The organism is Aeromonas sp. Y318-3, from assembly GCF_027706185.1.
Lineage (GTDB): Bacteria > Pseudomonadota > Gammaproteobacteria > Enterobacterales > Aeromonadaceae > Aeromonas > Aeromonas veronii.
The window spans coordinates 168,155-194,538 of record NZ_JAPDCN010000008.1 but is presented as its reverse complement, the minus strand read 5'-3'; the positions used below and the strand labels follow the sequence as shown (position 1 = coordinate 194,538).

Annotated in this window: 23 protein-coding genes; 19 read left to right on the top strand and 4 right to left on the bottom strand. The window is 60.2% G+C overall.

Annotated features, from left to right (window positions below; all coding sequences use genetic code 11):
• Positions 1–6: 6 nt before the first annotated feature.
• From OKB77_RS13215 to OKB77_RS13155, 13 genes are all read left to right on the top strand, one after another.
• Positions 7–597, top strand: coding sequence for a TetR/AcrR family transcriptional regulator (locus tag OKB77_RS13215; protein ID WP_270817810.1), 591 nt, complete (start codon positions 7–9; stop codon positions 595–597).
• Complete coding sequence (locus OKB77_RS13210; protein ID WP_040094758.1) at positions 578–1,096, top strand: hypothetical protein; 519 nt, start codon at positions 578–580, stop codon at positions 1,094–1,096. The genes OKB77_RS13215 and OKB77_RS13210 overlap by 20 nt, the downstream gene beginning before the upstream one ends.
• Before the next feature lie 18 nt (positions 1,097–1,114).
• The gene (locus OKB77_RS13205; protein ID WP_247823088.1) at positions 1,115–2,299 is read left to right on the top strand and encodes an iron-containing alcohol dehydrogenase; all 1,185 of its coding nucleotides are present in this window, start codon (positions 1,115–1,117) and stop codon (positions 2,297–2,299) included.
• A 203-nt stretch (positions 2,300–2,502) separates the two neighbouring features.
• Positions 2,503–2,763 (top strand): GNAT family N-acetyltransferase, encoded by a 261-nt coding sequence (locus OKB77_RS13200; RefSeq protein WP_005337747.1) that lies wholly within the window; start codon positions 2,503–2,505, stop codon positions 2,761–2,763.
• Complete coding sequence (locus tag OKB77_RS13195; RefSeq protein ID WP_247823089.1) at positions 2,750–3,340, top strand: nucleotidyltransferase family protein; 591 nt, start codon at positions 2,750–2,752, stop codon at positions 3,338–3,340. Before OKB77_RS13200 ends, OKB77_RS13195 begins: the two co-directional genes overlap by 14 nt.
• A gap of 71 nt (positions 3,341–3,411) precedes the next feature.
• Complete coding sequence (locus OKB77_RS13190) at positions 3,412–5,235, top strand: SulP family inorganic anion transporter (protein ID WP_021230679.1); 1,824 nt, start codon at positions 3,412–3,414, stop codon at positions 5,233–5,235.
• 121 nt (positions 5,236–5,356) lie between these two features.
• Complete coding sequence (locus OKB77_RS13185; RefSeq protein ID WP_247823090.1) at positions 5,357–6,718, top strand: MATE family efflux transporter; 1,362 nt, start codon at positions 5,357–5,359, stop codon at positions 6,716–6,718.
• Positions 6,715–7,326 carry a hypothetical protein gene (locus OKB77_RS13180; protein WP_247823091.1) on the top strand — a complete coding sequence of 204 codons (612 nt, stop codon included), beginning with the start codon at positions 6,715–6,717 and terminating at the stop codon, positions 7,324–7,326. The genes OKB77_RS13185 and OKB77_RS13180 overlap by 4 nt, the downstream gene beginning before the upstream one ends.
• Before the next feature lie 275 nt (positions 7,327–7,601).
• Positions 7,602–7,817: a YdcH family protein gene (locus tag OKB77_RS13175; RefSeq protein ID WP_005337763.1), complete on the top strand. Its 216-nt coding sequence runs from the start codon at positions 7,602–7,604 to the stop codon at positions 7,815–7,817.
• A gap of 162 nt (positions 7,818–7,979) precedes the next feature.
• Positions 7,980–9,173 (top strand): sugar ABC transporter substrate-binding protein, encoded by a 1,194-nt coding sequence (locus tag OKB77_RS13170; RefSeq protein WP_247823092.1) that lies wholly within the window; start codon positions 7,980–7,982, stop codon positions 9,171–9,173.
• A complete protein-coding gene (locus OKB77_RS13165) occupies positions 9,170–11,308 on the top strand; it encodes a sensor domain-containing diguanylate cyclase (protein WP_270817807.1) in 2,139 nt (712 codons plus the stop codon). Before OKB77_RS13170 ends, OKB77_RS13165 begins: the two co-directional genes overlap by 4 nt.
• Positions 11,309–11,447: 139 nt before the next feature.
• Entirely contained in the window at positions 11,448–12,107 is a 660-nt protein-coding gene (locus tag OKB77_RS13160; RefSeq protein ID WP_005337766.1) for a YceH family protein, read from the top strand.
• Positions 12,108–12,192: 85 nt separating this feature from the next.
• Entirely contained in the window at positions 12,193–12,750 is a 558-nt protein-coding gene (locus tag OKB77_RS13155) for a HutD family protein (RefSeq protein ID WP_270817806.1), read from the top strand.
• 116 nt (positions 12,751–12,866) lie between these two features.
• On the opposite strand, the gene azu is transcribed toward OKB77_RS13155, so the two are convergent.
• On the bottom strand, positions 12,867–13,307 hold the full coding sequence (gene azu / locus OKB77_RS13150) for an azurin (protein ID WP_005337768.1): 441 nt from the start codon (positions 13,305–13,307) through the stop codon (positions 12,867–12,869).
• Positions 13,308–13,642: 335 nt separating this feature from the next.
• Here azu and OKB77_RS13145 point away from each other — a divergent pair, with 335 nt between their 5' ends.
• The 6 genes from OKB77_RS13145 to OKB77_RS13120 all read left to right on the top strand — a co-directional run bounded on the left by OKB77_RS13145 (position 13,643) and on the right by OKB77_RS13120 (position 23,294).
• Entirely contained in the window at positions 13,643–14,689 is a 1,047-nt protein-coding gene (locus tag OKB77_RS13145) for an FAD:protein FMN transferase (protein WP_270817804.1), read from the top strand.
• Positions 14,690–14,848: 159 nt separating this feature from the next.
• Positions 14,849–16,495, top strand: a complete 1,647-nt coding sequence (locus OKB77_RS13140; RefSeq protein ID WP_270817802.1) for a tetratricopeptide repeat-containing response regulator — start codon at positions 14,849–14,851, stop codon at positions 16,493–16,495.
• Positions 16,496–16,561: 66 nt separating this feature from the next.
• A complete protein-coding gene (locus OKB77_RS13135) occupies positions 16,562–17,524 on the top strand; it encodes an ion channel (RefSeq protein ID WP_069555464.1) in 963 nt (320 codons plus the stop codon).
• A 251-nt stretch (positions 17,525–17,775) separates the two neighbouring features.
• Positions 17,776–18,582, top strand: coding sequence for an exodeoxyribonuclease III (xthA, locus tag OKB77_RS13130; RefSeq protein WP_040067922.1), 807 nt, complete (start codon positions 17,776–17,778; stop codon positions 18,580–18,582).
• A gap of 398 nt (positions 18,583–18,980) precedes the next feature.
• Entirely contained in the window at positions 18,981–20,180 is a 1,200-nt protein-coding gene (locus OKB77_RS13125; RefSeq protein WP_040067923.1) for an efflux RND transporter periplasmic adaptor subunit, read from the top strand.
• Between the two features lie 9 nt (positions 20,181–20,189).
• Positions 20,190–23,294 (top strand): efflux RND transporter permease subunit, encoded by a 3,105-nt coding sequence (locus tag OKB77_RS13120; RefSeq protein WP_042056447.1) that lies wholly within the window; start codon positions 20,190–20,192, stop codon positions 23,292–23,294.
• 60 nt (positions 23,295–23,354) lie between these two features.
• On the opposite strand, the gene OKB77_RS13115 is transcribed toward OKB77_RS13120, so the two are convergent.
• From OKB77_RS13115 to OKB77_RS13105, 3 genes are all read right to left on the bottom strand, one after another.
• Positions 23,355–24,440 carry an HlyD family secretion protein gene (locus tag OKB77_RS13115; RefSeq protein WP_270817800.1) on the bottom strand — a complete coding sequence of 362 codons (1,086 nt, stop codon included), beginning with the start codon at positions 24,438–24,440 and terminating at the stop codon, positions 23,355–23,357.
• Positions 24,437–24,892, bottom strand: coding sequence for a hypothetical protein (locus OKB77_RS13110; RefSeq protein WP_005353240.1), 456 nt, complete (start codon positions 24,890–24,892; stop codon positions 24,437–24,439). Before OKB77_RS13110 ends, OKB77_RS13115 begins: the two co-directional genes overlap by 4 nt.
• A gap of 134 nt (positions 24,893–25,026) precedes the next feature.
• The gene (locus OKB77_RS13105; RefSeq protein WP_247823097.1) at positions 25,027–26,211 is read right to left on the bottom strand and encodes an OmpP1/FadL family transporter; all 1,185 of its coding nucleotides are present in this window, start codon (positions 26,209–26,211) and stop codon (positions 25,027–25,029) included.
• Between the last annotated feature and the right edge of the window lie 173 nt (positions 26,212–26,384).

The following is a 26,384-nucleotide window of genomic DNA, read 5'->3' as shown; positions in this document are numbered from 1 at the left end:
CCCGCCATGACCGACAAGCGCCGCCAAATTCTGGATGCCGCCCTCGCCCTCTGCGCCGAAGATGGTCTGCAGGGGGCAGCCACCGCCCGCATTGCCAAGGCGGCCGGGGTCGCCAACGGCACCCTGTTCCACCACTTTCCGAGCAAGGAGGCACTGATCCTCCAGCTTTATCAGGATGTGAAGACCCGGATGGGCGCTGCCATCTGCGAAGCCGATCCCGAGCTGGCACTGCGCGAGCAGATCCACCACTACTGGCAGCAGGCGATGAGCTGGATGCTGGCCCACCCCAATGAGCTCAAATTTGTGCTGGGTTTCTTTCACTCTCCCCTGCTGGCCCGCCCGGCCCGCAGCCAGATCTTGAATGACACTCTGCGCTTTCTGCCCGCTCTGCTGGTAAAGGGGCAGGCCAGCGGCGAGCTGATGCAGGCCCCCGCGCCACTGTTGCTGGAAGTGTGTCAGGGCCAGTTCCTCGCCTGCGCATCACTGTTTGTCGATCAACCGGAGCTGGGAGAGGACGACTACTGGCAAGCCAGTGCGTTCGCCCTCTTCTGGTCAGCCATCTCAGGAGCCAATCCCCATGCAAACACGGATGTTTGAACCTGCGGCCGCCCTTGGCCGCCGCCTCTGGATCACCACTCTGCTCTGGGTGGTGGGTCGTACCCTCTGCCGCGCCGCCCGCACCGATGAGGCGGTACGCCGCGAATTGGCGCCGTTGCCGGACGGGTTGGCAATCCGCCTCGAAGTGGGCGGCATCGGCTACGCCATGAACATGCACAAGCAGGGTGGGCGCTGGTATCCCGGTGCGCCAGCCGCCCCCCATGCCACCATCCATCCGCTGCGGGTGCGCTTCAAACATCCCAATATCGCCTTTCGCGCCCTGAGCTTTCGGCTCGGGGTCAATCAGGCATTTGGCGAAAACCGGCTGCTGGTGGAGGGGGATCTGACCGTTGCCATGCATCTGGTGCGGGGGCTTGAGCAGTTGCAGTCCCTGATCCTGCCCGCCTTTATCGCGCGGCCGCTGCTGCGCCACTATCCCGCCCCGACCAACAAGATCGGCCGGGCCTGCAACATCTATCTGGGTCTGGTGACCGGCTAACGCGCAAGGAGCCTTGAAATGAGCCGCTATTACGATTTCTTCTGCCCGGTCAAACTGCTGGCCGGTGAACAGGCGCTGGAGCAACTGGCCAGCGAGCTGGCCAGCCTCGGGGCCCGTCGCCCACTGCTGCTGACCGACAAGGGGGTCAATGCCACCGGCCTTGCCACCCTGCTGGCCAATGTGCTGGCCGAAGGAGAGCTGCCGGTCGCCGCCATCTGGGACGAGATCCCGGCCGACTCTTCCACTGCCGTGGTGGAGCGGATCGCCAAACGCTACCGCGAGCTCGACTGCGACAGTCTGGTGGCGCTGGGGGGCGGCTCGGTCATCGACACCGCCAAGGCGGTCAACATTCTCACTTCCATGGGGGGTGAACACCTGCTCGACTACTCGGGCGCCGGTTGCCTGACCCGTCCCCTCAAGCCGCTGGCGGTGGTGCCCACCACGGCGGGCACAGGATCAGAAGTGACATTGGTTGCAGTGATCAAGGATGAGGCGAGCGGGCGCAAGGTGCCCTTCACCTCCCCCTTCCTGCTGCCCCAGCTTGCGGTGCTCGACCCGCGCCTGACCCAGGGGCTGCCCCTCAATATCACCGCCGCTACCGCCATGGACGCCATGACCCACGCCATCGAGGCCTTTATCGGTACCGCCAAGAACCCGGTGAGCGATGCGCTGGCCCTGATGGCAGTGGAGAAGATCGCCAGCGCCCTGCCGCAAATCATCCACGACCCGCAAAACAAACAGCTGCGACTGCAACTGGCGGAAGGCTCAACGCTGGCTGGCATGGCTTTTTCCAACTCCATGGTGGGGCTGGTGCACGCCCTCGGCCACAGTCTGGGAGCCCGCTGCCATCTGCCCCACGGGCTGTGCATGAACCTCTTTTTGCCGACCGTGCTCGACTACAACCGCCCCGAGGTGGATAGCGAGTTGGCCCGGCTGCTGTTGCCGCTGGTGGGGGCAGAGCGCTTTGCCGCCACCCCGGCCCATCAGCGAGCAGAGGCGACCATCACAGCCATTCGCACCCTGCGCGACACCTTGTGGCAAGCGGTCAAGCTGCCGCGCACCATGAGCGAGGCAGGGGTAAGCGATCGCTCGCTACTGAGCGAGATCCGCGATCTGGCGATCAACGACGGTGCCCTGCTGTTCAATCGCAAGGACGCCGACCGTGAGCAGTTACTCACCCTGCTGGAGCGAGCCTGGGTCTGATCCCTCCCCTTTGCCAACACTCTTGTGCTGACACAAACGCGGTGCCCGACTCACCATCGGGCACCTTGATCTGCATCGCGATATCGATGCGCCCTCTGTCAAAGGGGGATGATATTGACCACGGGCTCTCATTATCTGTTCTATACCTTGGCTAACAGTTATGTTGTGCCGAGAGACCCAACTTTATGCCAGAGGTGCCCACCATGAGCGACATCATCCATCAGGCCAACCAGCAGCAGTTCATCTGTATGGTGGAGGGGAAAGAGTCGAGACTGCGCTACCGGCGGCTCGATGCCAAGACCATCGACGCCTACAGCACCTTCGTGCCGCCCGAGCTGCGAGTACAGGGGATTGCCGATCAGCTGGCACGCGCCTTCTTCAACTGGACTCAGGCTGAGGGGCTCACTATAGTGCCGAGCTGCCGCTACATTGATGTCTGGTTACGCCGCAATGCCAACAACTGAACCTCTGAACACCGCCCTCGAACAGCAATTCCAAGCCAAAACAGAAACCCTGCTGCGGGCCGATCCGCAGCGGATGGCCTGCCTGCAAGCCGCCGCAGAGCTCAATCTGCCCGACTGGGCGCTGGGAGCTGGCTTTATCCGCAACCTCATCTGGGATCACCTGCATCACAAAACCGAGTCAACCCCGCTCAACGATATCGACCTTATCTATCTCGATAGCAACGACCCACAAGGGCTGGCCGAAGCAGAGCACGAAGCCTGGCTGGCAAAACGGCTGCCCGGCCAGCAGTGGGAAGTACGCAATCAGGCCCGCATGCACACTCGCCAGCTAGTAGCGCCGTTTGCCAGCAGCCTTGAGGCGCTCAGCCACTGGGTCGAGGTGCCCACCTGCATCGGCGTACGCCTCACCCGGGATGGCGAGTTCGAGTGGCTTGCCCCCTACGGCTTTGCCATCAACTGGTCGCTGCAAGTGAGTGCCAACCCCAGATGTCGCCAGGACAAACAGATTTTTACCCAGCGCATCAAAGAGAAACGCTGGCAGGCTATCTGGCCTGACCTTCAGGTAAACTGGCCATAACCTGATTGCAATCTTTCGATAACCTTGGGCACACTAGGGGAAAAGCTGGTTGTAACTCAATGGGTTAAATAATGCGCGACTTCTTCTCTCTCGAACGCTGGCTACCGGGCCTCGCCGCCCTGCTGCATTACCAGCGCGCCTGGTTGATGCCAGATCTTCGCGCCGGACTCTCGGTGGCGGCCGTGGCGCTGCCCGTCGCCATTGCCTATGCAGAACTCGCCGGAGTGGGCGCCATCGTCGGTCTCTACTCCTGCATCCTGCCCATGCTGGTCTACGCCCTGTTTGGCACCTCCCGACAGCTGATTGTCGGCCCCGATGCCGCCACCTGCGCGGTCATTGCCGCCGTGGTGACGCCGCTGGCCGCAGGCGACCCCACCCGTCACTGGCAACTGGTGATGACCATGACCGCCATGACCGGCTTCTGGTGCCTGATTGCCAGCCGCTTCAAGCTGGGGGTGCTGGCTGACTTTCTCTCCCGCCCGATCCTGATGGGGCTGCTCAATGGTGTGGCCATCACCATCATGGTGGGCCAGCTCTCCAAGATCTTCGGCTTCACCTTTAGCGAACGTTACCTCATCGAGCGGATCGCCAGCGGGGCCACCTATATTACCCAGACCCATCTGCCGACCCTGGCCATGAGTCTGGTGGCTCTGCTCACCTTGCTGCTGGCCAAGCGCTACAAACCGGCATGGCCCTCCTCCATGGTGGCCATGGTGGTGACCGCTGCGCTGGTGTGGGGCTTTAATCTCGGCCAGTTTGATATCGCCACCCTGGGGACGGTGGGCTCCGGCCTGCCCGCCTTCCAGATGCCGGAATTTCCCCCCGGTCTGATGCGGGAGCTGGTGCTGCCCGCCCTTAACCTCGCCATGGTGAGCTTCGTCTCCATGATGCTGACCGCTCGCAGCTTTGCCGCCAAAAACGGTTACGAAATCGACGCGGACAAAGAGTTTCGGGCCCTCGGCATGGCCAACCTCGCCTCGGCGGTCTCGCAAGGCTTTGCCATCAGCGGCGCGGATTCACGCACCGCGGTCAACGACGCCAACGGCGGCAAGAGCCAGCTGGTCTCCATCATCGCCGCGGCGGTGATCGCCCTCATCACCTTCTATCTGACTGCGCCGCTCAAATATATTCCCACCGCCGCCCTCGGGGTGGTGCTGGTGATGGCCTCTCTGTCACTCACCGATTTTCGCGGTCTCTGGGCCCTGCGCCACTCCGATAGATCCGCCTTCTGGCTGGCGCTGGTCACCTTTATCAGCGTGCTCACCATGGGAGTGATCCCCGGGATCACCCTCGCCGTGTTGCTGGGCTTGTTCCAGTTCCTGCGCAATGTGATGCGCCCCACCGACCAGCTGCTTGGCATGGATGACGAGGGGGTGGTGCGCACCCTGGGGGACAACGAACAGGCCAAGGCGATCCCGGGTATTCTGGTCTATCGCTTCAACTCGCCGCTCACCTACTTCAATGCCCCCTATTTCAAGCGGCGGGTTCTGGCCCTGCTGGTGCAGGATCCCCGAGCCCCCAAGTGTCTGGTGATCGATGCGGTCGCCTGCTTCACCCATCAGGACATCAGCGTGATGAGCATGGTGGGAGAGCTGCACAAAGAGCTGAAACGGCGCGGCATCCATATGGTGATGGCGGGTCGCCACGGCCAGATGACTCACTGGTTAAAGCAGGCTGGCGTGCGGGTAGGCGATGAGGGGATCATCCTCTGCCCCGACATGTATCAGGCGCTGCGCCTGACCCGCTGCTATCGCGAGCCGGTGTTCAAGGATGATGCGGTGGTGGAGAGCACCACAGATGCCATCCGCTCAAATTGGCCGCAGGATGATGCCCTGCCCGACTCGGCGCGCCTCACCCTGCCAAGCGAGCAGGAGGCGGGCGCCACGCCTGCCTGATCCCTTGGCCTGCTCCCCTGGCCGGTGCAATCCTGCACAAGGATTGCACCGGCCTTGGCCTTGGTGTTAAATGCGCCCCCAGAGGGCACTCCCCCGTGCCCTCCCAGCTGTTGGACATGCCATGCAATCTCAATCCCATGCAGGCCCGGGCACGCTATTTGCGCTGACCTGGCCGCTCTTTATCGATCTCGCCCTGCACTTTCTGACCGGCGCCCTCAATACCTTCATGGTGGGTCACGTCTCCTATCAGGGAGTGGCCGCGCTGGCGGTCGGCAATCAGGTGTTCGATCTCGCCATCACATTGTTCAGCTTCGTCAGTATCGGTACCAGCGTGGTGATCACCCAGTATCTGGGGGCCGGCGATCGGGAGAAGAGTCGGGTGGTGATCCATACCGCCATCGGCTTCAACCTGCTGATCGGTCTGGTAGCGGCCATTGGCGTGATGGCGGGGGCAAGCACCATGCTGGCGCTGATGAACCTGCCCGCCAACCTGATGAGCGACGGGACGCTTTACTTGCAGATCATCGGTCTCTGCCTGTTACCGGAAGCGGCAGCCCTCTGTCTGGCGGCCACCCTGCGCGCTCACGGCCACACCCGTCAGGCGATGTATGTGACCCTGATCGTCAACCTCATCACCTTCGTCGGCAACCTGCTGCTGCTCTACGGCTGGTTCGGCCTGCCCCAGCTGGGCGTCGCCGGTGTCGCCATCAGCACGGTCGCGGGCCGCCTGATCGGCGTGGTGCTGCTGGTTTGGCTGGTCGCCCGCAAGACCGGCATTCGACTGGTGGTGCGCGATATCGTCCACCCCAGCCGGGAGATGCTGAGCAAGGTCCTCCATATCGGCCTGCCTGCGGCAGGAGAGAACCTATCCTGGATGCTGCAGTTTATGGTGGTGACAGCCTTTGTCGGACTGCTGGGTGACAAGGCGCTGGCGACCCAATCCTACTTCTTTCAGATCTGCCTGTTTATCCTGCTGTTTGGCCTCTCCATCGGCCTTGGCAACGAGATCATCATCGGCCATCTGGCGGGGGCCAGACAGTTCGATCGCGCTTATCAGCAGCTGCTCAAGAGCCTCAAGCTGGGGCTGGCGGTCACCTGTGTCATCGCCGTGGCGGCGGCCCTCAATGGCCGCACCATCATCAGCCTCTTTACCGATGATGCCGACATCATCACTCAGGTGGCGCAACTGTTTCTTATCAGCCTGATCCTCGAACCCGGCCGCACCTTCAATCTGGTGGTGATCAACGCCCTGCGAGCCACCGGGGATGCCCGTTTCCCCCTCTACATGGCGTTGCTATCCATGTGGGGAATTGCCGTGCCACTCTCCTATTTCCTCGGTATCATGCAGGGTTATGGACTGGTCGGTATCTGGCTGGCGCTGGCCTGCGATGAGTGGGTGCGCGGTCTGGCCATGTTCTGGCGCTGGCGCAGTCGTCGCTGGCAAAACAAAATTCTTGTTGAAACAAAAGCGGAATCACAATGAAGAAGATAGGACTCTTGCTGGCTGCCATCCTGCTCAGCCCCCTGGCCATGGCGCAAACTGCCCCTGCCGCTCCCAAGGCTCAAGCCACCCAGACCTGGTATGTGGCCCCCATCGCCATCGATGAAACCAGCGACGCCCAGAAGACGCTGACCAAGGACTTCATGGCCCAGATGATCAAGACCATCAAGATCAACGAGTACCAGACCGGCAAGGCGGTGGGCAACACCAAAAAGCCCAAGTGGCTGATCCGCACCAAGCTGATCCCCGCCAGCAACGAGCCGCTGGTCGGCAAGAAGCACCCGCAGGGTCTCACCTACGGCAAGGGCACTCCGACCCAGGAGATCGTCGGCGAGCTGCTGATGAACGGCACCCTGGTGGCCCACATCGGCCAGGGCTGGCGCGAGCCTATCGTCCCGGGCACGCCAGTGGCTGACAAACTCTCCATCGCCAACTATCGCTACGCCATCGGGGATCAGGCCAAGTCGGCGGATCTGGAGGAGCTGGCCGCCCAGATTGGCTTTGAAGCGGGCAAGGTGATCCACCGCGACGGCAAGCCGCTGCCCGAGAAGAAAAAGAAAAAAGAGCAGGCGGACGAAGAGAAAGAGTAACGTTGCCTGCATCCATAAAAGGGGCCAGTCGGCCCCTTTTTTGATCCTGCACCCTCACGCCAACACTGCCCCTGTTGTGACTTGTTGCACAGTTTGGCTCACCATTCAGATTGATAAATCACTTATCTTATTTTGATTCAACAAGTTATAAATACCCCGCCGAATACTCCAAATCATTGCCCCCAAATTCGATCAGGATCACATTTATCCCCGGCACTAAGGGGTAGCTTTGGTCTTACAGGCACAATCAAACGAAACCAAGGAGGCTCCATTACATGTTCCCAGAGTACAGAGAACTCATCTCGAAACTGAAGAGCAGTGATGTCCATTTCCAGAAGAAGTTTGACTTGCACAACGACCTGGATGCGGAGATTAGAAAGTTGGAAAAGCATCACGCCAGCGACTATAGCGCCGAGGTGAGAGATCTGAAAAAACAGAAACTCAAACTGAAAGAGGAGATATACGACATCCTCAAACAACATCCACAATAGATGCCTCGAAGAATATCCGGATAAGCAATTTATCCCCCAGCCCGGCCCACGCGCCGGGCTTTTTGTTGTTTCAGTCAATTAGTTGACACCCGAGCCTACCGCTCTTGCCGGTAGTTTGTTACATTTTTCCCTTGGAATTCAGGGAATAACGGTGATGATAACATGAGTAGAAAACGATCTTTTTATCATCTCTTGCTGCTTTGCCTGTTCGCATTGAGCCACCCCCTGCAGGCTCAGGAGCCAGAACTGGAGCTGTGGCACTCCCAGCAAGCCGGTTACGTGATCGACGACGTGATCGCCCGCTTCAATCAGGAGGGGAACCACAGAGTACGGGTCACCCAGATTGAGCCGGGCAAGATCAAGGCGGATCTTCTGCTGGCGGCTCAGGCCAGGGGGCTGCCCGATCTGATGCTAATCCCCTCCGATTTTATCGGCCTCTATCGCCAGATGACCCTCGCCCCGCTCCCGGCCGAGTGGTTTTCCCCCGCGCTGATGGCCAGCGCCTTGCGTTATGTCACCCTGGATCGGCAACGCTGGGGCATGCCCATGATGCAGGGCAACCATCTGATGCTGTTTTACAACAAGGCGCTGGTCTCGACTCCGGTGACCCAATGGCAGCAACTGACAGCTATCACCCCGGCACTCAAGGCCAAGGGAGTCTACCCCGTCAGCTGGCCCTATCACGACATGTACTACTTCGCCGCCTTTTTACACACCTTTGGCGGCTCGCCGGTGACCGAAGGGCGCATCACCCTCGACAGCCCGGCCATGGTGCAGGCACTGGAGGCCTACCGCACCGTCGCCAGCGAACAGTGGGTCGATCCCGAGTGCGACTATGACACCGCCCTCACCCGCTTCAATGAGGGCAAGAGCGCCTACCTCATCAATGGGGACTGGGCGTTCAATGATCTGGTGAAGAATATGGGGGATAAGCTGGGCGTTGCCCTGCTGCCCCGTTGGCAAAGCCATCCCATGCACTCCATGAGCGGCGCCTACGTGATGGGAGCCTCCCGCTGGGCGATGGATGATGAGGATCGCCAGCCCGTCATCAAGGCACTGATGGCCTTTATCCAGCGTCAGGATATTCAGCAGTTCATCTATCATCAGGGGGCGCTGTTGCCGGTCAATCAGCAGGCTTTTACCGCCATCAGCCGCCGTCCCGCGCCTCAGGAAAAAGTGCTGCTGGAGCAGTTCACCCTCAGTACCCCCATGCCTTCCGACAGCGCCATGTCCATCGCCTGGCAAGCGATGGAGAAAGGGTTCGAGCGCTTTAAAGAGGGGATCAGTGCCGCCGACACCGCCCGCTATATGCAGCAGTTGGCCGATCAGCAGTACCGGCAGGTCAAAGCACCATGAAACATCGCACCTTTCGGCTCGGCCCGACCCTCATCATCATCCTGTTCACCGTCGCCCTTCTGCCGGCGCTGCTGGCCAGCACTGTGCTGCTGATCCGCCAGCACCAGATCATCGCCCAGAGCGAGCAGTCACAGCTGGAGCGGGCCCTCACCAGCATGACCCGCGAGGCCCGCTTTCGCAGCGAGCTGATCGGCACCCAGCTCAATCAGCTCAGCCAGGATCGGGTACTCCATCAGGCCCTCGACAACTTCCTCTTCTCCAGCCATGCCCGACTGGCACTGGCCACCTTTGTCAAATCCAACAGCCTGATCACCTCAGCCTACCTCATCGATGACAAGGGGTTGGTGGTGGAGTACATCAATGGTCAGGCCTCCCACCTCGAGTCGAGCGACCTGATGCCGCAGCTGATGGCCTGGGGCAAGACCCGCGAGGCGAAACAGGGCAAGCATCTGCTGCTGCCCGTCGATGATCCCGTGCTGGTCGACGACATGGAGCAAAACCGCAGCGGCGGGCTGGCGCTGGTAGCCCCCATCTATCGCAACCACCAGCGCGCTGGGGTGATGCAGACCCCTTCCGGCTTCGTGATGGCCATTCTCCCCTGGCGGCAGATGGCCCAGTTGCTGGAACCCTATCTCAAGGGGAGCGAATATCTGGTGATCTCCCAGGGCGAGAACCGTCTCTACGAAGGGGCTCACCAGAACGCCAACGCCATGGATGACAGGGAGCCAAGCAAGTTGGCGCAGCCCCTGGCCATTGGCTGGCCCCAGCTGGAGCAAGAGATCACCCCCACCATCACCCTCTACAGCTACAGCAATGACAGGGTCAGCGAGCTCAACAAATCCCAACAGCTGCTGACTGTCAGCATCGCCGTCATGTTGCTGCTGGTAGCCATCGGCTGCGTCTGGCTCACCCGATGGCTCACCCGACCGCTGCGCTCGCTGGCCGCGCTGGTGCGCAGCTATGGCAAGGGCAATTACCAGCAACGGCAGGCGCCGCTGCGCTTTGTGGAGTACGACGAGGTGCGCCAGTTGCTGCAGGAGATGGCCAGCACCATCTCGGATCAGGTGCGGGCGCTCTATCAGCAAAATGAACAGCTGCAGCAGGCCAATAGCGAGAAAGAGGCCTTCAACCAGCGGCTGCTCGGCTTCAACGACGAACTGGAGCAAGAGGTTGCCTCGCAAACGACCGCCCTGCGCTCGGCCCTGAGCCGGGAGGAGCGCAGCCGCCATATCCTGCAATCCTGGTTGCAGTTCGGTCTGCACCAGCAGCTGGATATCGATATTGCCGAGCTGGCCAGCTCCGCCCTGCTGCAACTCTCGCAGCTCTATCCTGGCCACCGCTGGGGACTGGTGATCCGCCGCGATGGCCAGCCCCACTACTCCCTGACCCAGGGGGTCGATGCCCCCTTGCGGGATGCCTTGCAGGAGAAACTGGCTCAACTGATGGATGAGGAGGTCAAACACTCCGAATGCCAGTGGGATAACGCACTCTGGAAGATCATGACTCTGCCCGGTAGCCAAAGTGGCGTGCTGTTTGGTTATCTGATGGTGAGCGCAGAAGGGCTGGAGTCCGAAGACAGGGCCATCTTGCGGCTGTTTGCCAAGCAGTTGGCGGTGGGCATCGAGGGGCGCCTCTTCACCGACGAGCTGGCGCGGGTCGCCCGCACCGACAACCTCACCGGGCTGCCCAACCGGCAGGCGTTCGAAGAGGCCTTCCACCACTATCAAGCAGTGCTGACGCGCCATCCCGAGCGTCACCTCGCCCTCTTCATGCTCGATCTCAACGGCCTCAAGCGTACCAACGACCAGTATGGGCACGAGGCTGGCGACGCCCTGCTGATCCAGATGGCTCGCCAGCTGCGCACCCTCTGCCGTCAGGATGAGAAGATTTTCCGCATCGGCGGCGACGAGTTCGTTCTGCTGGCGGAGGCGGATCACCTCGCCAGCCAGCAGCTGGCAGGCAGGTTGGAGGCAAGCCAGCAGCACGCAACAGTGCAGCATGGGGAGCACAGCTTCCCGCTGCGTTTTGCCATCGGCTGGAGCAGCAGCGACCAGACCCCGCTGGCGGAGCTGAGCCGGGTGGCGGACGACGCCATGTATGCCAATAAGGCGCGCTTCTATCAGGGGCAGCGATAAAAAGCAGAGGTCTGTGGCGTTGGCGAGCCTTTCGCCAACGCCCTGATCAGCTCGCAAAAATGGCGCGCAACGCTAGACGCAGCGCGGACCATGACTAAGATAGGGGCTCTTGATGTCTCGATTTGGAAGGGAGTAGGAAATGGAGTTAGTACTTGGCCCGCTGGAAGCCCGCGTCATCGGCTGTCTGATTGAAAAAGAGATCTGCACCCCGGATCAATATCCCCTCTCCCTTAATGCACTGGTCAACGCCTGCAACCAGAAGAGCAACCGCGAGCCGGTGCTGGAGCTCTCCGAGCTCGATATCCGCGCCGTGGTGGACGAGCTGATCCGCAAGCGGCTGGTGGTCAACACTGCAGGCTTCAACGCCCGGGTGCCCCGCTACCAGCACAGATTCTGCAACACCGAATTTGGCGAGCTGAAATTCAGTGCCCAGGAGCTTGGCATCGTCTGCGAACTGCTGCTGCGCGGCCCACAAACCCCGGGGGAGCTGCGCTCGCGCACCAACCGCCTCTGCAGCTTCGATGATGTCACCGAGGTGGATGCGGTGCTGACCCAACTCATCGAGCGTGGCCCCTACGTGGTCAAGCTGCCGCGCGAGCCGGGCAAGCGCGAATCCCGCTACGCCCACCTGTTTAGCGGGGAGGTGGATATTCAGGCGATGATGGATGCCGCTCCCGCCGCGGCCTATGCTTCCCCTGCCGCCGACCGTCTGAGCGAGCTGGAGCTGGAAGTGAGCGAGCTCAAGAGCCGCCTCGCCGCCATGGAAGCGCGGCTGGCAGCACTGGATGGTCAGGGCTGATCGCCTTTACCATCGCTACTCTCTATCAGGGAGCCGGGGCTGATGTCCCCGGCTCCCTGCATTTTTTCATAGTAAGGAAGTGCCCGTGATCTCCCTGATTAAAGAGTCTGACCACCAGAAGATGCCCTGGAAAAACCAGCAGGGCACCACCAACCAGATCCTCATCTCCCCCAAAGGGAGCAGCCTTGCCAAACTCGACTTTGACTATCGACTGAGCTCGGCCCCCATCAAGAGCGCGGGTCCCTTCTCCCCCTTTCCCGGCTATCAGCGCATTTTGCTGCCGGTGAGCGGGGCAGGCTTTGTGCTCAACGGTCACCCCTACGCCACCTTCGAGGCGGCGCACTTTAGCGGCGATGAGGAGACCTACTGCGAGTTGCTGAAAAAAGAGGTGACCGATCTGGGGCTTATCTACCATCCGGATCGCATCAGCGCCAACGTGCGGGTCCTGAACCTCCCCTTTCCGCTGACCCTTACCCTCGAGCCAGAGAAGACCTACCTCTGTCACCTGCTGAGCGGCCAGCTGGCCGTGCAGGGCAAAGAGGTGGCCATCAACGAGACGCTGGTGGTGACCGGTGAAGAGAGCATTCACTTCGAATGCCAGAAGAAGACCGCCATCGCCTTCTTTACCCTGCAGGCCAAATAGCGCTGGCGTGGGCTCGCAGCCATGCCATGCCACGCCACACACAAACAGCAGAAATGAAAAAGCCGGGAAATCCCGGCTTTTGCTATTGAGGCAACCAGCTCGTGCCGGTCAGCGCCTTAGTTGACCTTGAAGGAGCCCTTCATCATGGCGAAGTGGCCGGGGAAGGAGCAGAAGAAGGTGAGATCCTTGCCCGCCAGACCGTCGGTCTTGAAAGTGACGCTGCTGCTCTCGCCGCCGCCGATCAGCTTGGTGTGAGCCAGCACACGGGGATCATCCTTGGGCAGATAGCCGTTCTCGGCCCCGGCGCTCATCCCGGCAGTCGCCACGGTCTGATAGTCGGCGGTGCTGGCCAGCACCCAGTTGTGACCCATGGCGGTCACAGGCAGCTTGCCGGTGTGGTTCAGGGTGACCGTCACCTCCTTGCAGGTGGCCGGCACGCTCATCTCTTTGAGGTTGTACTGCATGGCATCATTGCCTTCGATGACCAGTGCACACTCATCCGCCAGCACGGGGGCAGCCAGGGTACTCAGAAACAGCAGGGTAATCGCCTTTTTCATCATCTTCTCCTTTGATTGGCAATGGATGGCAACGACTTGGCGGATGCGGTGAACGCTTCGCAAAGATGCCGTCTAAATCGACCTTCATTTTACTCAATTGTCTTCAATCGGCTATGGCTTTTGGCTAAAGCTGCGGGCCAGGTCACCAGACGGTGCTCTACTCGCCACTCTCTCCCTCACGGAGGGACGATACGACCCACTCCCACCACAGGTTCAAAAATGTTTAATTTTTTCTGCCCTTTTCCCTCCGATTACCCCTATCAGGGCTCGCCCGAAGGGCGCCCCTTGGCTAAGCTAGCGCCCCGATATGAACCTTCTCCAGATGAGAGCGCCGGATGAATGCAATAACCCCTGTGGCAGCCCTGCGCGGCCTGCTGCTGACCCTGCTGCTGGCGCTGGCCGGCTGCCAGCCCACCCCGCCTGCCCAGACTCGTATTCAGGGCAAGACCATGGGCACCTACTATGTGGTGACCCTGAGCGATAGCTATCCCGGTGGGGAGCCCTCCCTCAAAAGCGACGTAGAGAGCCTGCTGGCCCGGATGAACAAGGAGATCTCCACCTACGATCCGGGCTCGCTCATCTCCCGTTTCAATCAAGGGCCCGCCAACACCCCGTTTGCCATCCCGCCGGCCATGGCCATCATAGTCCAGCAGGGGATTGATGCCGGTAAGCTGACCGACGGCAAGCTGGATGTGACCGTGGGGCCTCTGGTCAATCTGTGGGGCTTTGGCCCGGACAAACGGCCGGTCAAGCGACCCGATGAGGCGGCCATCGCCGCCGCCCGCCACAAGGTGGGCATCGACAAGCTGACCCTGACCCCGCAAGGGGATCACTTCCTGCTCGAAAAAACGATCCCGGATCTCTATCTCGACCTCTCCACCCTTGGCGAGGGGGCCGCCTCTGACGAGATTGCCGCCCTGCTCGAAGGCAAGGGGGTACACAACTACCTGATCGAAGTGGCCGGTGCGGTGCGCAGCAAGGGCAACAACAGCAAGGGCTCGCCATGGAAAGTAGCCATCGTCGAACCCTCCGATCAGTCGGGAGCGTTTTCCGATATCGTCATCCCCAACGGCATGGCGCTCAGCACTGCGGGCAGCTATCGCAACTACTACGAGCTGGATGGCCAGCGTTACTCCCATATCATCGACCCCGCCACCGGCCAGCCGGTCACCCACAAGCTGGTCTCCGCCAGCGTCATCACCCCGACCGCACTGGAGGCCGATGCCCTCGATACCGCGCTGATGGTGATGGGGCCTGAAGCGGGGATGGCATTTGCCAAACAGCACCAGCTGGCGGTCTATCTCATCATCAAGACCGAACAGGGGTTCAAGGCTGAGTACACGCCGCAATTTGCTCCCTATCTGGCAGAGAAAAAACGGTGAGTTCAAGGCCCTGGCAACAGGGCCTTTTTCTTTCACTCATCGCGGGCAAAAGGCGGATAAACGGAGATGGTTCGCAATCGACAACTTGGCCAATTGCCTCTTCGGGCGCTTTGGTGGCACACTTTCTCCCATCAGCCCGCAGCGCCTCGACCCAGACAGATGCAGATACCTGAACAAGAGCCAGAAAAAAAGAGCCCACCCAAGCCACAACGCATTCTGATGGTCAATGAACAGCGCTCGTTTCAGGTGATGATGAAGGCGATGCTGCTCAATCTGGGTATCAGCAACATCACCTACTCCAATACCGCCGAGGATGCGCGGCGCCGCTGCCAGAAGGGCAGTTTCGACATCTATCTCATCGATTACGATCTGGGGGTTGGCGAGAATGGCCGCCAGTTGCTCGAGAGCCTGCGCGACAAAGATCTGATCCCGCCCCAGAGCGTGGTGATCATGGTGAGTGGCGACAGCTCCCGCGCCATGGTACTGAGCGCGCTGGAGGCCGAGCCCGACGAATACCTGATGAAGCCCTTCTCTCAGGAGCAGTTCTCGTTTCGCTTGAAGCGTGCCCTCGCCCGGCGCAATGCGCTGGCCAGCGTCTTTACCGCGCTGGCCGATGACAATCTGGCAGCCCTCATTACCGCCTGTGCCGAGCGGGCCGATGCGGTGCCCCGTTTTGCCAACTACTGCCGCTGCCTGCAGGCCGATACCCACCTCAAGCTGGGTCAGGCACAGGAGGCGCGCTCTTTAATGCGCCAGCTGCTGGCCGGGCAGGAGAACAGCTGGGCCCGCCTGACGCTGGGCAAGGCGTGCAACACCCTGGGGCTCCACGAAGAGGCGGTCAGCCATCTGCAGGCGACCCTCAAAAATACTCCGCTGATGGTGGAGGCTCACCTCTGGCTGGCGGAATCCCTGCTGGCCCTTGGCAATGACGAGCAGGCGCAGCAGGAGCTCAGACGGGCGGTGGATATCTCCCCCCAGTCGGTGCAACTCTCCCGACGACTGGCGGAGGTGTGCCTGCAGCGCCACGACTACGCCCAGGCCAAGGATGTGCTGATGTCGCTGATCGACCTGTCGCGCAACTCCATCCACCGCACGCCCCATTATCTGGGGGCCTATATCCAGACCCTGACCCTCTACGCCCTCAACAGCAACGACAGCTACCACATCGCCAACCTGCAAAAGCAGGTCAATTCTGCCCTGTCGCGCATCCGCGATTCGCTGATGATGTCGGAGTTCAACTACCCGGTGTTCGAGCAGATCTGTCAGGCCCGGGTGCAGATTGCGCTGGGCGAGCTGCTCAAGGGCAAGAAGATGCTCTATCGCGCCAACCAGAACTGGCTCGATGAACCGGCCACCATGCCCCCCGTCCTGCTTGGCGAAACCATCCTTGCCCTCTATCAGCTCGGCGAGTTCGAATATGCCGAAAGCCTGCAAGGGCTGCTGGCGGAGGACGAAGATCGGCTGCTCACCACCTGCATTCAGGCAACCCGCGATGACAAGACGGTGCTGGAGCGGCGTCAGCGCTACCAGCAGCTCAACGATCTGGGGATCAAGGCCTATCAGAGCGGCGAGCTGGAGCAGGCCCTCGGTCATTTTCGCGAGGCCCTGCGCCGCGCCCCCGCCAATACCGGTGCGGCTCTCAACAAGATCCAGGTGCTGCTGCAACTGATGCAGAAAAACCGCAAGAGTCCGGAATTTGGTGCCGAGTGCAAAGACACTCTGGACGTGCTCGACGGCATCCCCCTCAACCCGGCCCAGCAGGAGCGTTTTCGCAAGTTGCGTCAGGAGTTCAACCAGTTCAGCTAAGACCCCGCCGCCCCCCCTTTTCCCCGCCTATGCTGAAACCAGTTCGGCAATGCGAGGGAAACGAAGATGGCGATGTGTCGTTATCTGGTGGCCGATGGCCGCCACTGCAGTGAAGAGGCTGGCGAGCACGATCTCTGCCACTGGCATGATCCCCACCATACCCATCAGGAAGCCCGCAGCGCCGAGGCGCTTGAACAGTACGTTCGCGCTGGCGGACTCTGCCACGGCCTGCAGCTGTCACGGGCCAATCTGGCGGGCCTCAATCTGGTCAACAAGGAGTCCGATCAGGGATTTTTGCTGGAGCAGTGCAACCTCTATCGCGCCAACCTGCGCGGTGGTCACCTCTACGGCCTGCGCATGAAGGGCGGCAGCCTGATGAAAGCCGATCTCAGTGATGCCAACCTCCAGTGCGCTACCCTCGATGACGTCAACCTGCTCGGCATCCGCTGGCACAACACCCGGCTCGACAACATGCAGACCGGCAAACGGGTGATGCAGGATCGCAAGGGGCGCCGCGAACGGGATCCCAAACAGGCGCGCATCTGGTTTAAGGAGGCGGAAGAGACCTACCGGGATCTGCGCAAAGCCTCCGAGGCGCAGGGGATCTTCACCATGTCCGGCAACTATATCCAGCAGGAGCTCACCATGCGCCGCCTGCAACTGCCGTTCTGGTCGACCCAGCGTTTTACCTCCTGGGTGGTCGATCTCTTCTGCGGCTATGGCGAGGCCCCGATGCGGGTGGTGCTCTTCTCGTTGCTGCTCATCTTTATCTGCAGCATTTTTTACTTCTTCTGCGGACTGCATTTTCAGGGCGAGCACCTCATCTACCAGCCCGGTGCCCCGCTCGAGCAAAATGCCATCTTCCTGCTCGAATGCCTCTACTACAGCGTGGTCACCTTCACCACGTTGGGGTACGGCGACTTCACTCCGGTTGGCCTCTCCAGGATCTTTGCCGCCTTCGAGGCCTTCACCGGCAGCTTTACGCTGGCGCTGTTTGTGGTGGTTTTCGTCAAGAAGATGACCCGCTAAAAACCTGTCCACGATCCTACTGCGAGGCTGTGATCAAGGCTCATGTGCTGCTCGCTTTTTTGTAACCAAGAGTGCTCATGTATACATATACAATCCGGTTCCTGCGCTGCGCTTCACCTTGCTGACAGCCTCTCGCGACGGATCGTGAACAGGTTACCAAGCCGCTGCACCAGTCACAGCCCCCGAACTTGCATCCACCGCCGATTCCTAGTCCAATAGCGACTTATAAAAATGACATGAGCATCCCGGACATGAAGATCATCTCTTTCAATATCAACGGCCTGCGCGCCCGTCTGCACCAACTGCAAGCCATCATCGACAAGCACCAGCCCGATGTGATCGGCCTGCAGGAGATCAAGGTGCACGATGAAGCCTTCCCGCTGGCCGATGTGGAGGCCATGGGTTATCACGTGGAGTTTCACGGCCAGAAGGCCCACTACGGGGTGGCCATCATGAGCAAGCAGAAGCCGGTCAAGGTGGAGAAAGGCTTCCCCACCGACGACGAAGAGGCCCAGCGCCGGATGATCATGGCCACCTTCGAGCGCGAAGACGGCTCTCTCATCAAGGTGATGAACGGCTACTTCCCGCAGGGTGAAAGTCAGGATCACGAGACCAAGTTCCCGGCCAAACAGAAGTTCTACGAGGATCTGCAGCACTACCTCGAGACCAACCACACCCCGGACGACCAGCTGGCGCTGATCGGGGATATGAATATCTCTCCCACCGATCTCGACATCGGCATCGGCGAAGCTAACCGCAAGCGCTGGCTGCGGGATGGCAAGTGCTCCTTCCTGCCCATCGAGCGCGAATGGATGGAGCGACTGAAAGGGTTTGGCCTCACCGACACCTTCCGCGCCGCCAACCCCACCGAGTGCGAGCGTTTCTCCTGGTTTGACTACCGCTCCAAGGGCTTTGACGAGAACCGTGGCCTGCGCATCGACCTCATCATGGCCTCCGATGCTCTCAAGGACAAGGTGACCGAGACCGGCATCGACTACGAGCTGCGCGGCATCGAGAAACCCTCCGACCACGCCCCCATCTGGGCCTGCTTCGCCTGATACGGCGCAAGATTAACCGATGAGCCGCGACGAATTCGTAAACTGTGAAGCGGCTCGCGGTTGCCTGCGATAAAAGGGCGTAAAAACCCCATTCAGACAAGGTGCCTTATGGCACCTTATTTTTTGCAGCAAGGAGTGGCTGGCGTGATACGGTTACGAAGAGCCCGGGCCCGGGATGAACATCCCCGAAGCCCCCCCGCCCAAATAGGAAAAGTCAGACTTTTTTCGTCAATCGGCAACCCTAATTGCCACTTTGAGAAGGTTGTGTTCAAGGTTGCCGCCCTATCATCTCCCATTCCAATCATAAATAAGTTGTTTTTTTAATCATGAAGTTAATGATGTGTATGGAGAAACATGCTGAACGCAGCAGCCGAAATCGATCCAACAGGAGTGTGATGATGAAGGTGCCCAATGCCGGAAGAGAGGTTTACAAACGCAGCTTGCTGACCCTGGCGCTGATCAGCGGTCTGAGTGCCTGTGGCGGCGAGACGACCCAGACGGCCCAGACCATGCCCGCCGTACCTGTGGTGGTCGCCGAGGTCAAGCTGACCGATGTGCCGCTCACCACCGAGATGGTGGGAGAGACCGCCGGTTTTCGCGAGATCGATGTGCGCTCCCGGGTCAGTGGCATCCTGCTCAAGCGCACTTATGTGGAAGGCCAGCCGGTTACCGCCGGTCAGGAGCTGTTTCTGATTGACCCGGAGCCCTACAAGGTGGCACTGGAGCAGGCCAAAGGGACCTTGGCTCAGGAGCAGGCCCGTCTCAACAAGGCCCGTGCCGACCGGGATCGCATCATTCCCCTCTTCAAGCGTCAGGTGGTGAGTCGCAAGGACTATGACGACACCATCGCCAACTACGAAGCGGCCATCGCCAGCCATCAGGCCGCTCAGGCCAAGGTGAAAGAGGCGGAGCTCAACCTCAGCTACACCCAGGTGACCGCCCCCATCAACGGCATGGCGAGCAAGAGCTCCCAGTCCGAGGGGAGCCTTATCTCCACCAGCGGCGACAACGGCCTGCTCACAACCATCACCCAGTTTGATCCGCTCTACGTCAACTTCTCCTACTCGGAGCAGGATCGCCTCAACTTCGAAAACTCGGTAAAGAGAGGGGTGATTGAGGCGAAGGATGCCACCACCTGGCGCACCCATATCCGTCTGGCCGATGGCTCCATCTACCCGGAGGCGGGCAAGCTCAACTTCTCCGACAACCGGGTCGATCCCCAGACCGGCACCATCCGTGCCCGTGCCATCTTCGACAACAAGGACGGCGTACTGCTGCCCGGCCAGTTTGTCCGCATGACCATCGATCTGGGCCTGCGCAAAAACGCCATCGTGGTGCCGCCCCGCGCCATCGTCCAGTCCCAGGCTGACCGCATGGTGATGGTGGTCGATGCCGACAACAAGGTGGTGCCCCGTCCGGTGACCCTGGGCGCGGCAGTCGACTCCGGCGTGCTGATCGAGAGCGGCCTGCAGGCAGGTGAGCGCTATATCGTCGAAGGCTTGATGAAGGCTCGCCCCGGCGCTGTGGTGAAACCTGTCTCTGCCGACGAGATGAAGGCGATCACCGGCAAGGTGGTCAGCCAGTCTGCGGCCAAGTAAGGAGCCCGTATGTTTTCCAAGTTCTTCATAGAACGCCCCATCTTCGCCAGCGTGATTTCGATCATTATCGTGCTGGGCGGGTTGGCGGCGATGCGGGCGCTCCCCATCGAGCAATATCCCCAGATCACCCCGCCGGTGGTCTCGGTCACGGCGTTTTATCCGGGCGCAACCCCGGAGGTGATCTCCCAGACTGTCGCCGCACCGCTGGAGCAGCAGATCAACGGCGTCGAGCGGATGATCTACATGCAGTCGGGGTCGGCCTCCAACGGCCAGATGAACCTCAACGTCTACTTCGAGATCGGCACCGATCCGGATCAGGCCACCATCAACGTCAACAACCGGGTCTCGGCCGCCATGGCCCAGCTGCCGGAAGAGGTGAAAAAGCAGGGGGTGACGGTCAAGAAGAAATCGACCTCCATCCTGCAGGTGGTCACCCTCCAGTCACCGAACGGCTCGTTTGATACCACCTATCTGTCGAACTACGCCCTGCTCAACATCATCGACGAGCTCAAGCGGATTCCTGGCATCGGTGATACCACTCTGTTTGGCGGTACCGACTATGCGATGCGTATCTGGCTGCGACCGGATCGACTGGCCCAGCTCGAGCTCACCCCGAGCGACGTGATTGGCGCCATTCGCGAGCAGAATACCCAGTTCGCGGCGGGCAAGATCGGTGCCCAACCCACCACGGCCCCCATCGACTTCACCTACACTGTGCAGACCAAGGGGCGCCTTGAGGATGTGAAGGAGTTCCAGAACATCATCGTCCGCTCCATGCCCGATGGTTCCAAGATCCGGGTCCGCGATGTCGCCCGGGTCGAGCTGGGGGGCAAGGATTATGATCTGGTCGCCCGCGCCAACGGCAAACCGGCCATCGGTATTGCCACCTATCTGCAACCGGGCGCCAACGCCGTCGCGGTTGCCGATGCGGTACATGCCACCATGGAGCGACTCAAGGAGCGCTTCCCGCAGGATATCGAGTACCAGATCCCCTACGACACCACCGAGTTCGTGAAGATCTCCATCGAAGAGGTGGTACACACCCTGTTCGAGGCGATCGTGCTGGTGTTCGTGGTGGTCTATCTGTTCCTGCAGAACTTCCGCGCCACCCTGATCCCCTGTATCGCGGTGCCGGTGTCGCTCATCGGGACTTTCGCCGGCATGCTGGTGCTGGGCTTCTCCATCAACCTGCTGACCCTGTTCGGCATGGTGCTCGCCATCGGTATCGTGGTGGATGACGCCATCGTGGTGCTCGAGAACGTCGAGCGGATCATGAGCGAGAAGAAGTGCTCCGCCAAAGAGGCTGCCATCCTCGCCATGCAGGAGGTCTCCGGTCCGGTGGTCGCCATCGTGCTGGTGCTCTGCGCCGTGTTCCTGCCGGTCGCCTTTATGGGCGGCATGACAGGGGTGATGTACAAGCAGTTCGCCATCACGGTCGCGGTCTCGGTCGCCATCTCCGGTCTGGTGGCACTGACTCTCTCCCCGGCCCTCTGTGCCGTGTTGCTGAAAGAGGGACACCACAAACCGGCCCGCTTCTTCGTCTGGTTCAACGAAAAATTTGACCAGCTGACCCGCGGCTATGTACGCGGTGTGGCCTTCCTGAACCGTCGGGTGGGGGTCGCCTTTGCCATCATCGGCGTGCTGATCCTCTCCATCTACGGCCTCTTCCTGAAAGTGCCGGGCGAACTGGTACCGAACGAAGATCAGGGCTACCTCATCTCCGCCGTCATGCTGCCGGATGCCGCCGCGATGAGCCGGACCCAGGCAGTGGCGGATCAGTTCGACAAGATCGCCATGGCCAACCCCCATGTGAAGGATGTGATCACCTTCTCGGGCTTTGACATTCTCTCCAATGCCATCATCAGCAACAGCGGCATGACCTTCATTACCCTGAAGGACTGGAGTGAGCGTCAGGGGGCCGGACAGGACTCCTTCTCGCTGGCCAAGACCTTCCAGGGCTTGAGCCTGATGGGGCTGGCGGATGGCTTTGTCGCCTCCTTCAACCCGCCTCCCATTCAGGGGATGTCCACCACAGGTGGCCTTGAGGCCTATCTGCAAAACCGTGGCACCGGCAACGCCCAGGCTTTCTCAGGCGAAGTGCAGCGCTTCCTCGAAGCGGCCAAGGCGCGCCCGGAGTTTGCCAGCGTCACCAGTACCTACCGCGCCAACGTGCCGCAGGTCTATCTGGACCTGGATCGCGAAAAGGCCAAGGCGCTGGGGCTGCCGATCAACGCGGTATTCGACACCATGCAGGCCACCTTCGGCCAGGTCTATGTCAACGACTTCAACCAGTTCGGCCGTACCTACCGGGTGCAGTTGCAGTCCGAGGCAGACTATCGCGCCAAGAAGAGCGACATCCGCAACGTCTATGTCCGCTCCGACAAGGGGGAGATGATCCCGCTCAGCAGTCTGGTGACGGTGCGTGATGCCACCGGCCCCGAACTGGTCGAACGCTTCAACATCTTCCAGGCCGCCAAGATCATGGCCCAGCCCGCCCCAGGCTACAGCTCGGGTCAGGCCATCGCTGCGCTGGAAGAGGTCGCCAATGAGGCTCTTGGCAACGACGCCAAGCTGGAGTGGACCGGCTCCGCCTATCAGGAGAAAGCGGCCGCAGGCAGTGCAGGCATGGCCTTTGGTTTCGGTATCGTGATGATCTTCCTCATTCTGGCCGCCCAGTATGAACGCTGGAGCCTGCCGTTTGCGGTGATCACCGCGGTACCGTTCGCCCTGTTCGGTGCCCTGCTCGCCACCTGGCTGGTGGGGCTGACCAACAACGTCTACTTCCAGATCGGGCTGGTGACCCTGGTCGGCCTTGCCGCCAAGAACGCCATCCTGATCGTGGAGTTCGCGGTGATGAAGCACGAAGAGGGGATGAGCCTCATCGAGTCGGCACTGGAGGCGGCGCGCCTGCGTTTCCGTCCCATCGTGATGACCTCGCTCGCCTTCATCCTCGGCTGTGTGCCTTTGGTCACCTCCAGCGGGGCCGGTGCGGCAAGCCGTCACGCCCTCGGCTGGCCGGTCATCGGCGGCATGCTGGCCGCCACCTTTATCGCCATCTTCTTTATCCCGCTCTTCTTCCGGCTCATCATGCGCCGCTCGGAGAAACGGGCCTGACCACTGCGGTCTCGCTCACCAAGCCCCTCCCTCACGGAGGGGCTTTTTTATGTCACTCCGTTACATCGCAAACAGATAGGCCTTCATCGCCTTGAGACGCACGGTGGCGGCACCGATGATGTCGATAAAGCCAAGCAGCGGATGGGGTTTATGTGCCGAAATCCAGGCTGAGCCGGTTGCCCCAATTGGCAGGTCCACACCGTCCGGCACCAGCATGTCGAGTACCACTGTTCGGCCATGGCTCGACATGTTGTTGCCCACATGCTGCCGTACATCCTGATCCCCCTGCGCAACACTCATCTGGGCCTCCCCCGTACCAGTAAGTACTGAGTGCACCCGTGCCCGAAAGATGCGCCCGGGATAGGCATCTACATAAAACTCGGCAAACTGGCCTGGTGATATGTTGCGAAAACTCTGATCCGGAATGCGAAACTCCAGAAACTTGCGAGAAGTGTCGTATAGGTGCATGTTGCCGGTACGGGAACCGCTGGCAATATTGACTATCGAGACCTGACCATCAAACGGAGCCCTGATCACCTTCTCTTCATTCCGTCGCTCCTGCAAGGCCAGCTCTGTCTCTAGATTCAACACCTGAGCTTCAATCGCCTGAACCTTCGCTTCACTGGCACTCAGTTGCGCCAGATCGCCATCAATTTGGGTCTGCAGCTGGTCACGGCTCTGAATACTGGCAAAGTTACCCAACTGGGTCAGCCGAGCCAATTCCTTGTGATTGAGGTTCAGTCGTGACTGGATCGCTCTCTGCTGGCTTACCTCTGACGCCACCTGGGCATGCTGGGCGTCAATCTGATAGCTCAACGCCTGAGACTTACCGTTACTCTCCCAGTCCGCAAGACTATAAATGGGCTGACCACGCGCAACACGCTGATTATGCGCAACATAAATCTGATCTATCTGATGAAACTGGTTGATGCCTAGTAAGGGTCCCAACACCGCATGAGGTGCCTTGACCGTCGCCGAATCGGTAAAATCCACCGGAGCCAAATGGCGAGAGGTAGTCAACAAACCAAGCGCCAATAACGCGCCAATTGCGGTACTCCAAAAACCCGTTTTTAGGTTCCAAGGCAATATGTTCAGCTTGACCAGCAACCAGACGATCAGGATATAGGGCAGCAGGATCTCTTTCATGATGCCTCCCCCTCATGACGGCCACGTCGAATACCATGGCCGATAATAAGGCTCATCCGCTCGCTCAGCACATCCCAACGGGCAAAGGCGATGATGACGGCAAGCACCCACCAGGTCTTGTCGATAAACAGTCCGCACAAGGAGAGCGCAAACACCAGGGTGATATGCACCGACTCGGACACCTTGGCACGATGCACAGCGATCTCATGCAGTTGCCACAGCAGATAGACCAGATAGAGGACCACATAGAGAGTGATCACAGTAATCACCCCCATAAAGATCTCGGAATCAAGCAGTACCATGATGGCTGGCAAAGCATGGTTGAACCTGGTCGCCTCAATTGGATAGATGTGGGCACCTTTCGAGAAGAAGACAACCAGAGCGACCGTGACCAATATAAACGTCAGGCGCCAAAGCCACCGCGCTAACGCAGAGGTTGATTGTGATGACATTTGATGTTGTTCCTTGAGTAACGGATGAGCAAACAAGTGGACCTCACGAGCCACCTGGCTAATAACGCGCCGAATCGGCGCGACGGGCAGGATGGAGAAGCCCCCAATCAGTGAAGGCTTGCAAGGCTCACAACTCAGAACTGGTGTTGCACACCGATGTTGAAGAAGTTCAGGTAGCTGTTGTTGTAGCTGCCGGACAAGTGCGGGCGACCGATCCCGTCCTGATCCACTGGCATATCACCCAGCCAGGCCAGGGTATAGCTGGCTTCCACCTTGGTGGCTGGGCTCAACTGATAACTGGCCCCCAGCCCCCAGCGCCAACCAGAACCCACTGGAAGCATCACAGTACGGTACTCATCACTCACGGCACTACTGTCATAGCCTATTCCGCTGCTCAAACGCAGTGCAGGGGTGACATCAACCTGTGCCCCCAGGCTGGCATGCCATGTATCCTTGTAATTCATATCAATGGTTTGGCTGCCCATGGCAGATGCCACACCGATATCGCCAAAACGGGACCACTGCTGCCAGTTGGCACTGGCCAGCAAGGCCCACTGGTCGTTGAGCTGGTGATAGCCACTTAGCGTAATGGTCTGCGGAATCATGATATCGACCCCTAGACCTGCCACATCAGCACGTGGGAAGAGCTGATCTTCCAGCTCCCACTTCAGTTCGGAGAAGTAGCTCAAGCCGATACGGGAGTGCTGATCCAGCTCGTAAAGTACCCCGAATGAGGCGCCATACGCCCAGTCGCTGTTGGAGAATTCCCGCCCGTCCCCCATCCCGGACGTCAGATCCACAGAGGCTTCCATCGAACCATTCATGGCGATCAGGCTGGCTCCCACTGACCAATTTGAGTCAATGCGGTACGCCAGACTCGGAGCAAAGGCGATGCCGGTCAGCTTGGCCGACTGGGTATAACCACGACCATCCCAGCCATCACCATAATCGATACCCAGACCGTGACTGCCAAAGACGCCGAGACCTGCGACCCATTGATCGTCGATGGCATGAGTCAGATAGAGGCTGCCGAGCGGCGCTGTCTGCAGGGCATTTCCACCGTTGTTACCGCCGTTGTCCAGATCCAGCTCAAGGTCGCCGTATACCACACCGCCATTGACCTGCAACTGGGTACCTTCCAGTTTGGTCATAGCGGCCGGGTTGCTTGCGATAGTATCTGCCCCTTGGGCACGGGCGGCAGACCCTGCGTTGGCCAGCGCACTGTTGGCAGTGCTGGTCTCGTAGAGGGCAAGGCCGCCAGCCATGGCTGATGGACTCAGCAAAGCGGCAAGCATCAGCGACAGCAGTCGTGGCTGCATTTCAATACTCCTGAATAGTGAACATGGTGAGCACCCGGCAAGGTGTGCTGCTCAAAAACACGGTTTGACTCTTTGATTGTCAGCATCCGGGAGACCTGCAGCTTTATACTGCTCGCTCATGGCGTCACGGGATGGATAAGGTCGGCAAGCACTCCTGCCGCAGTCATTTATGC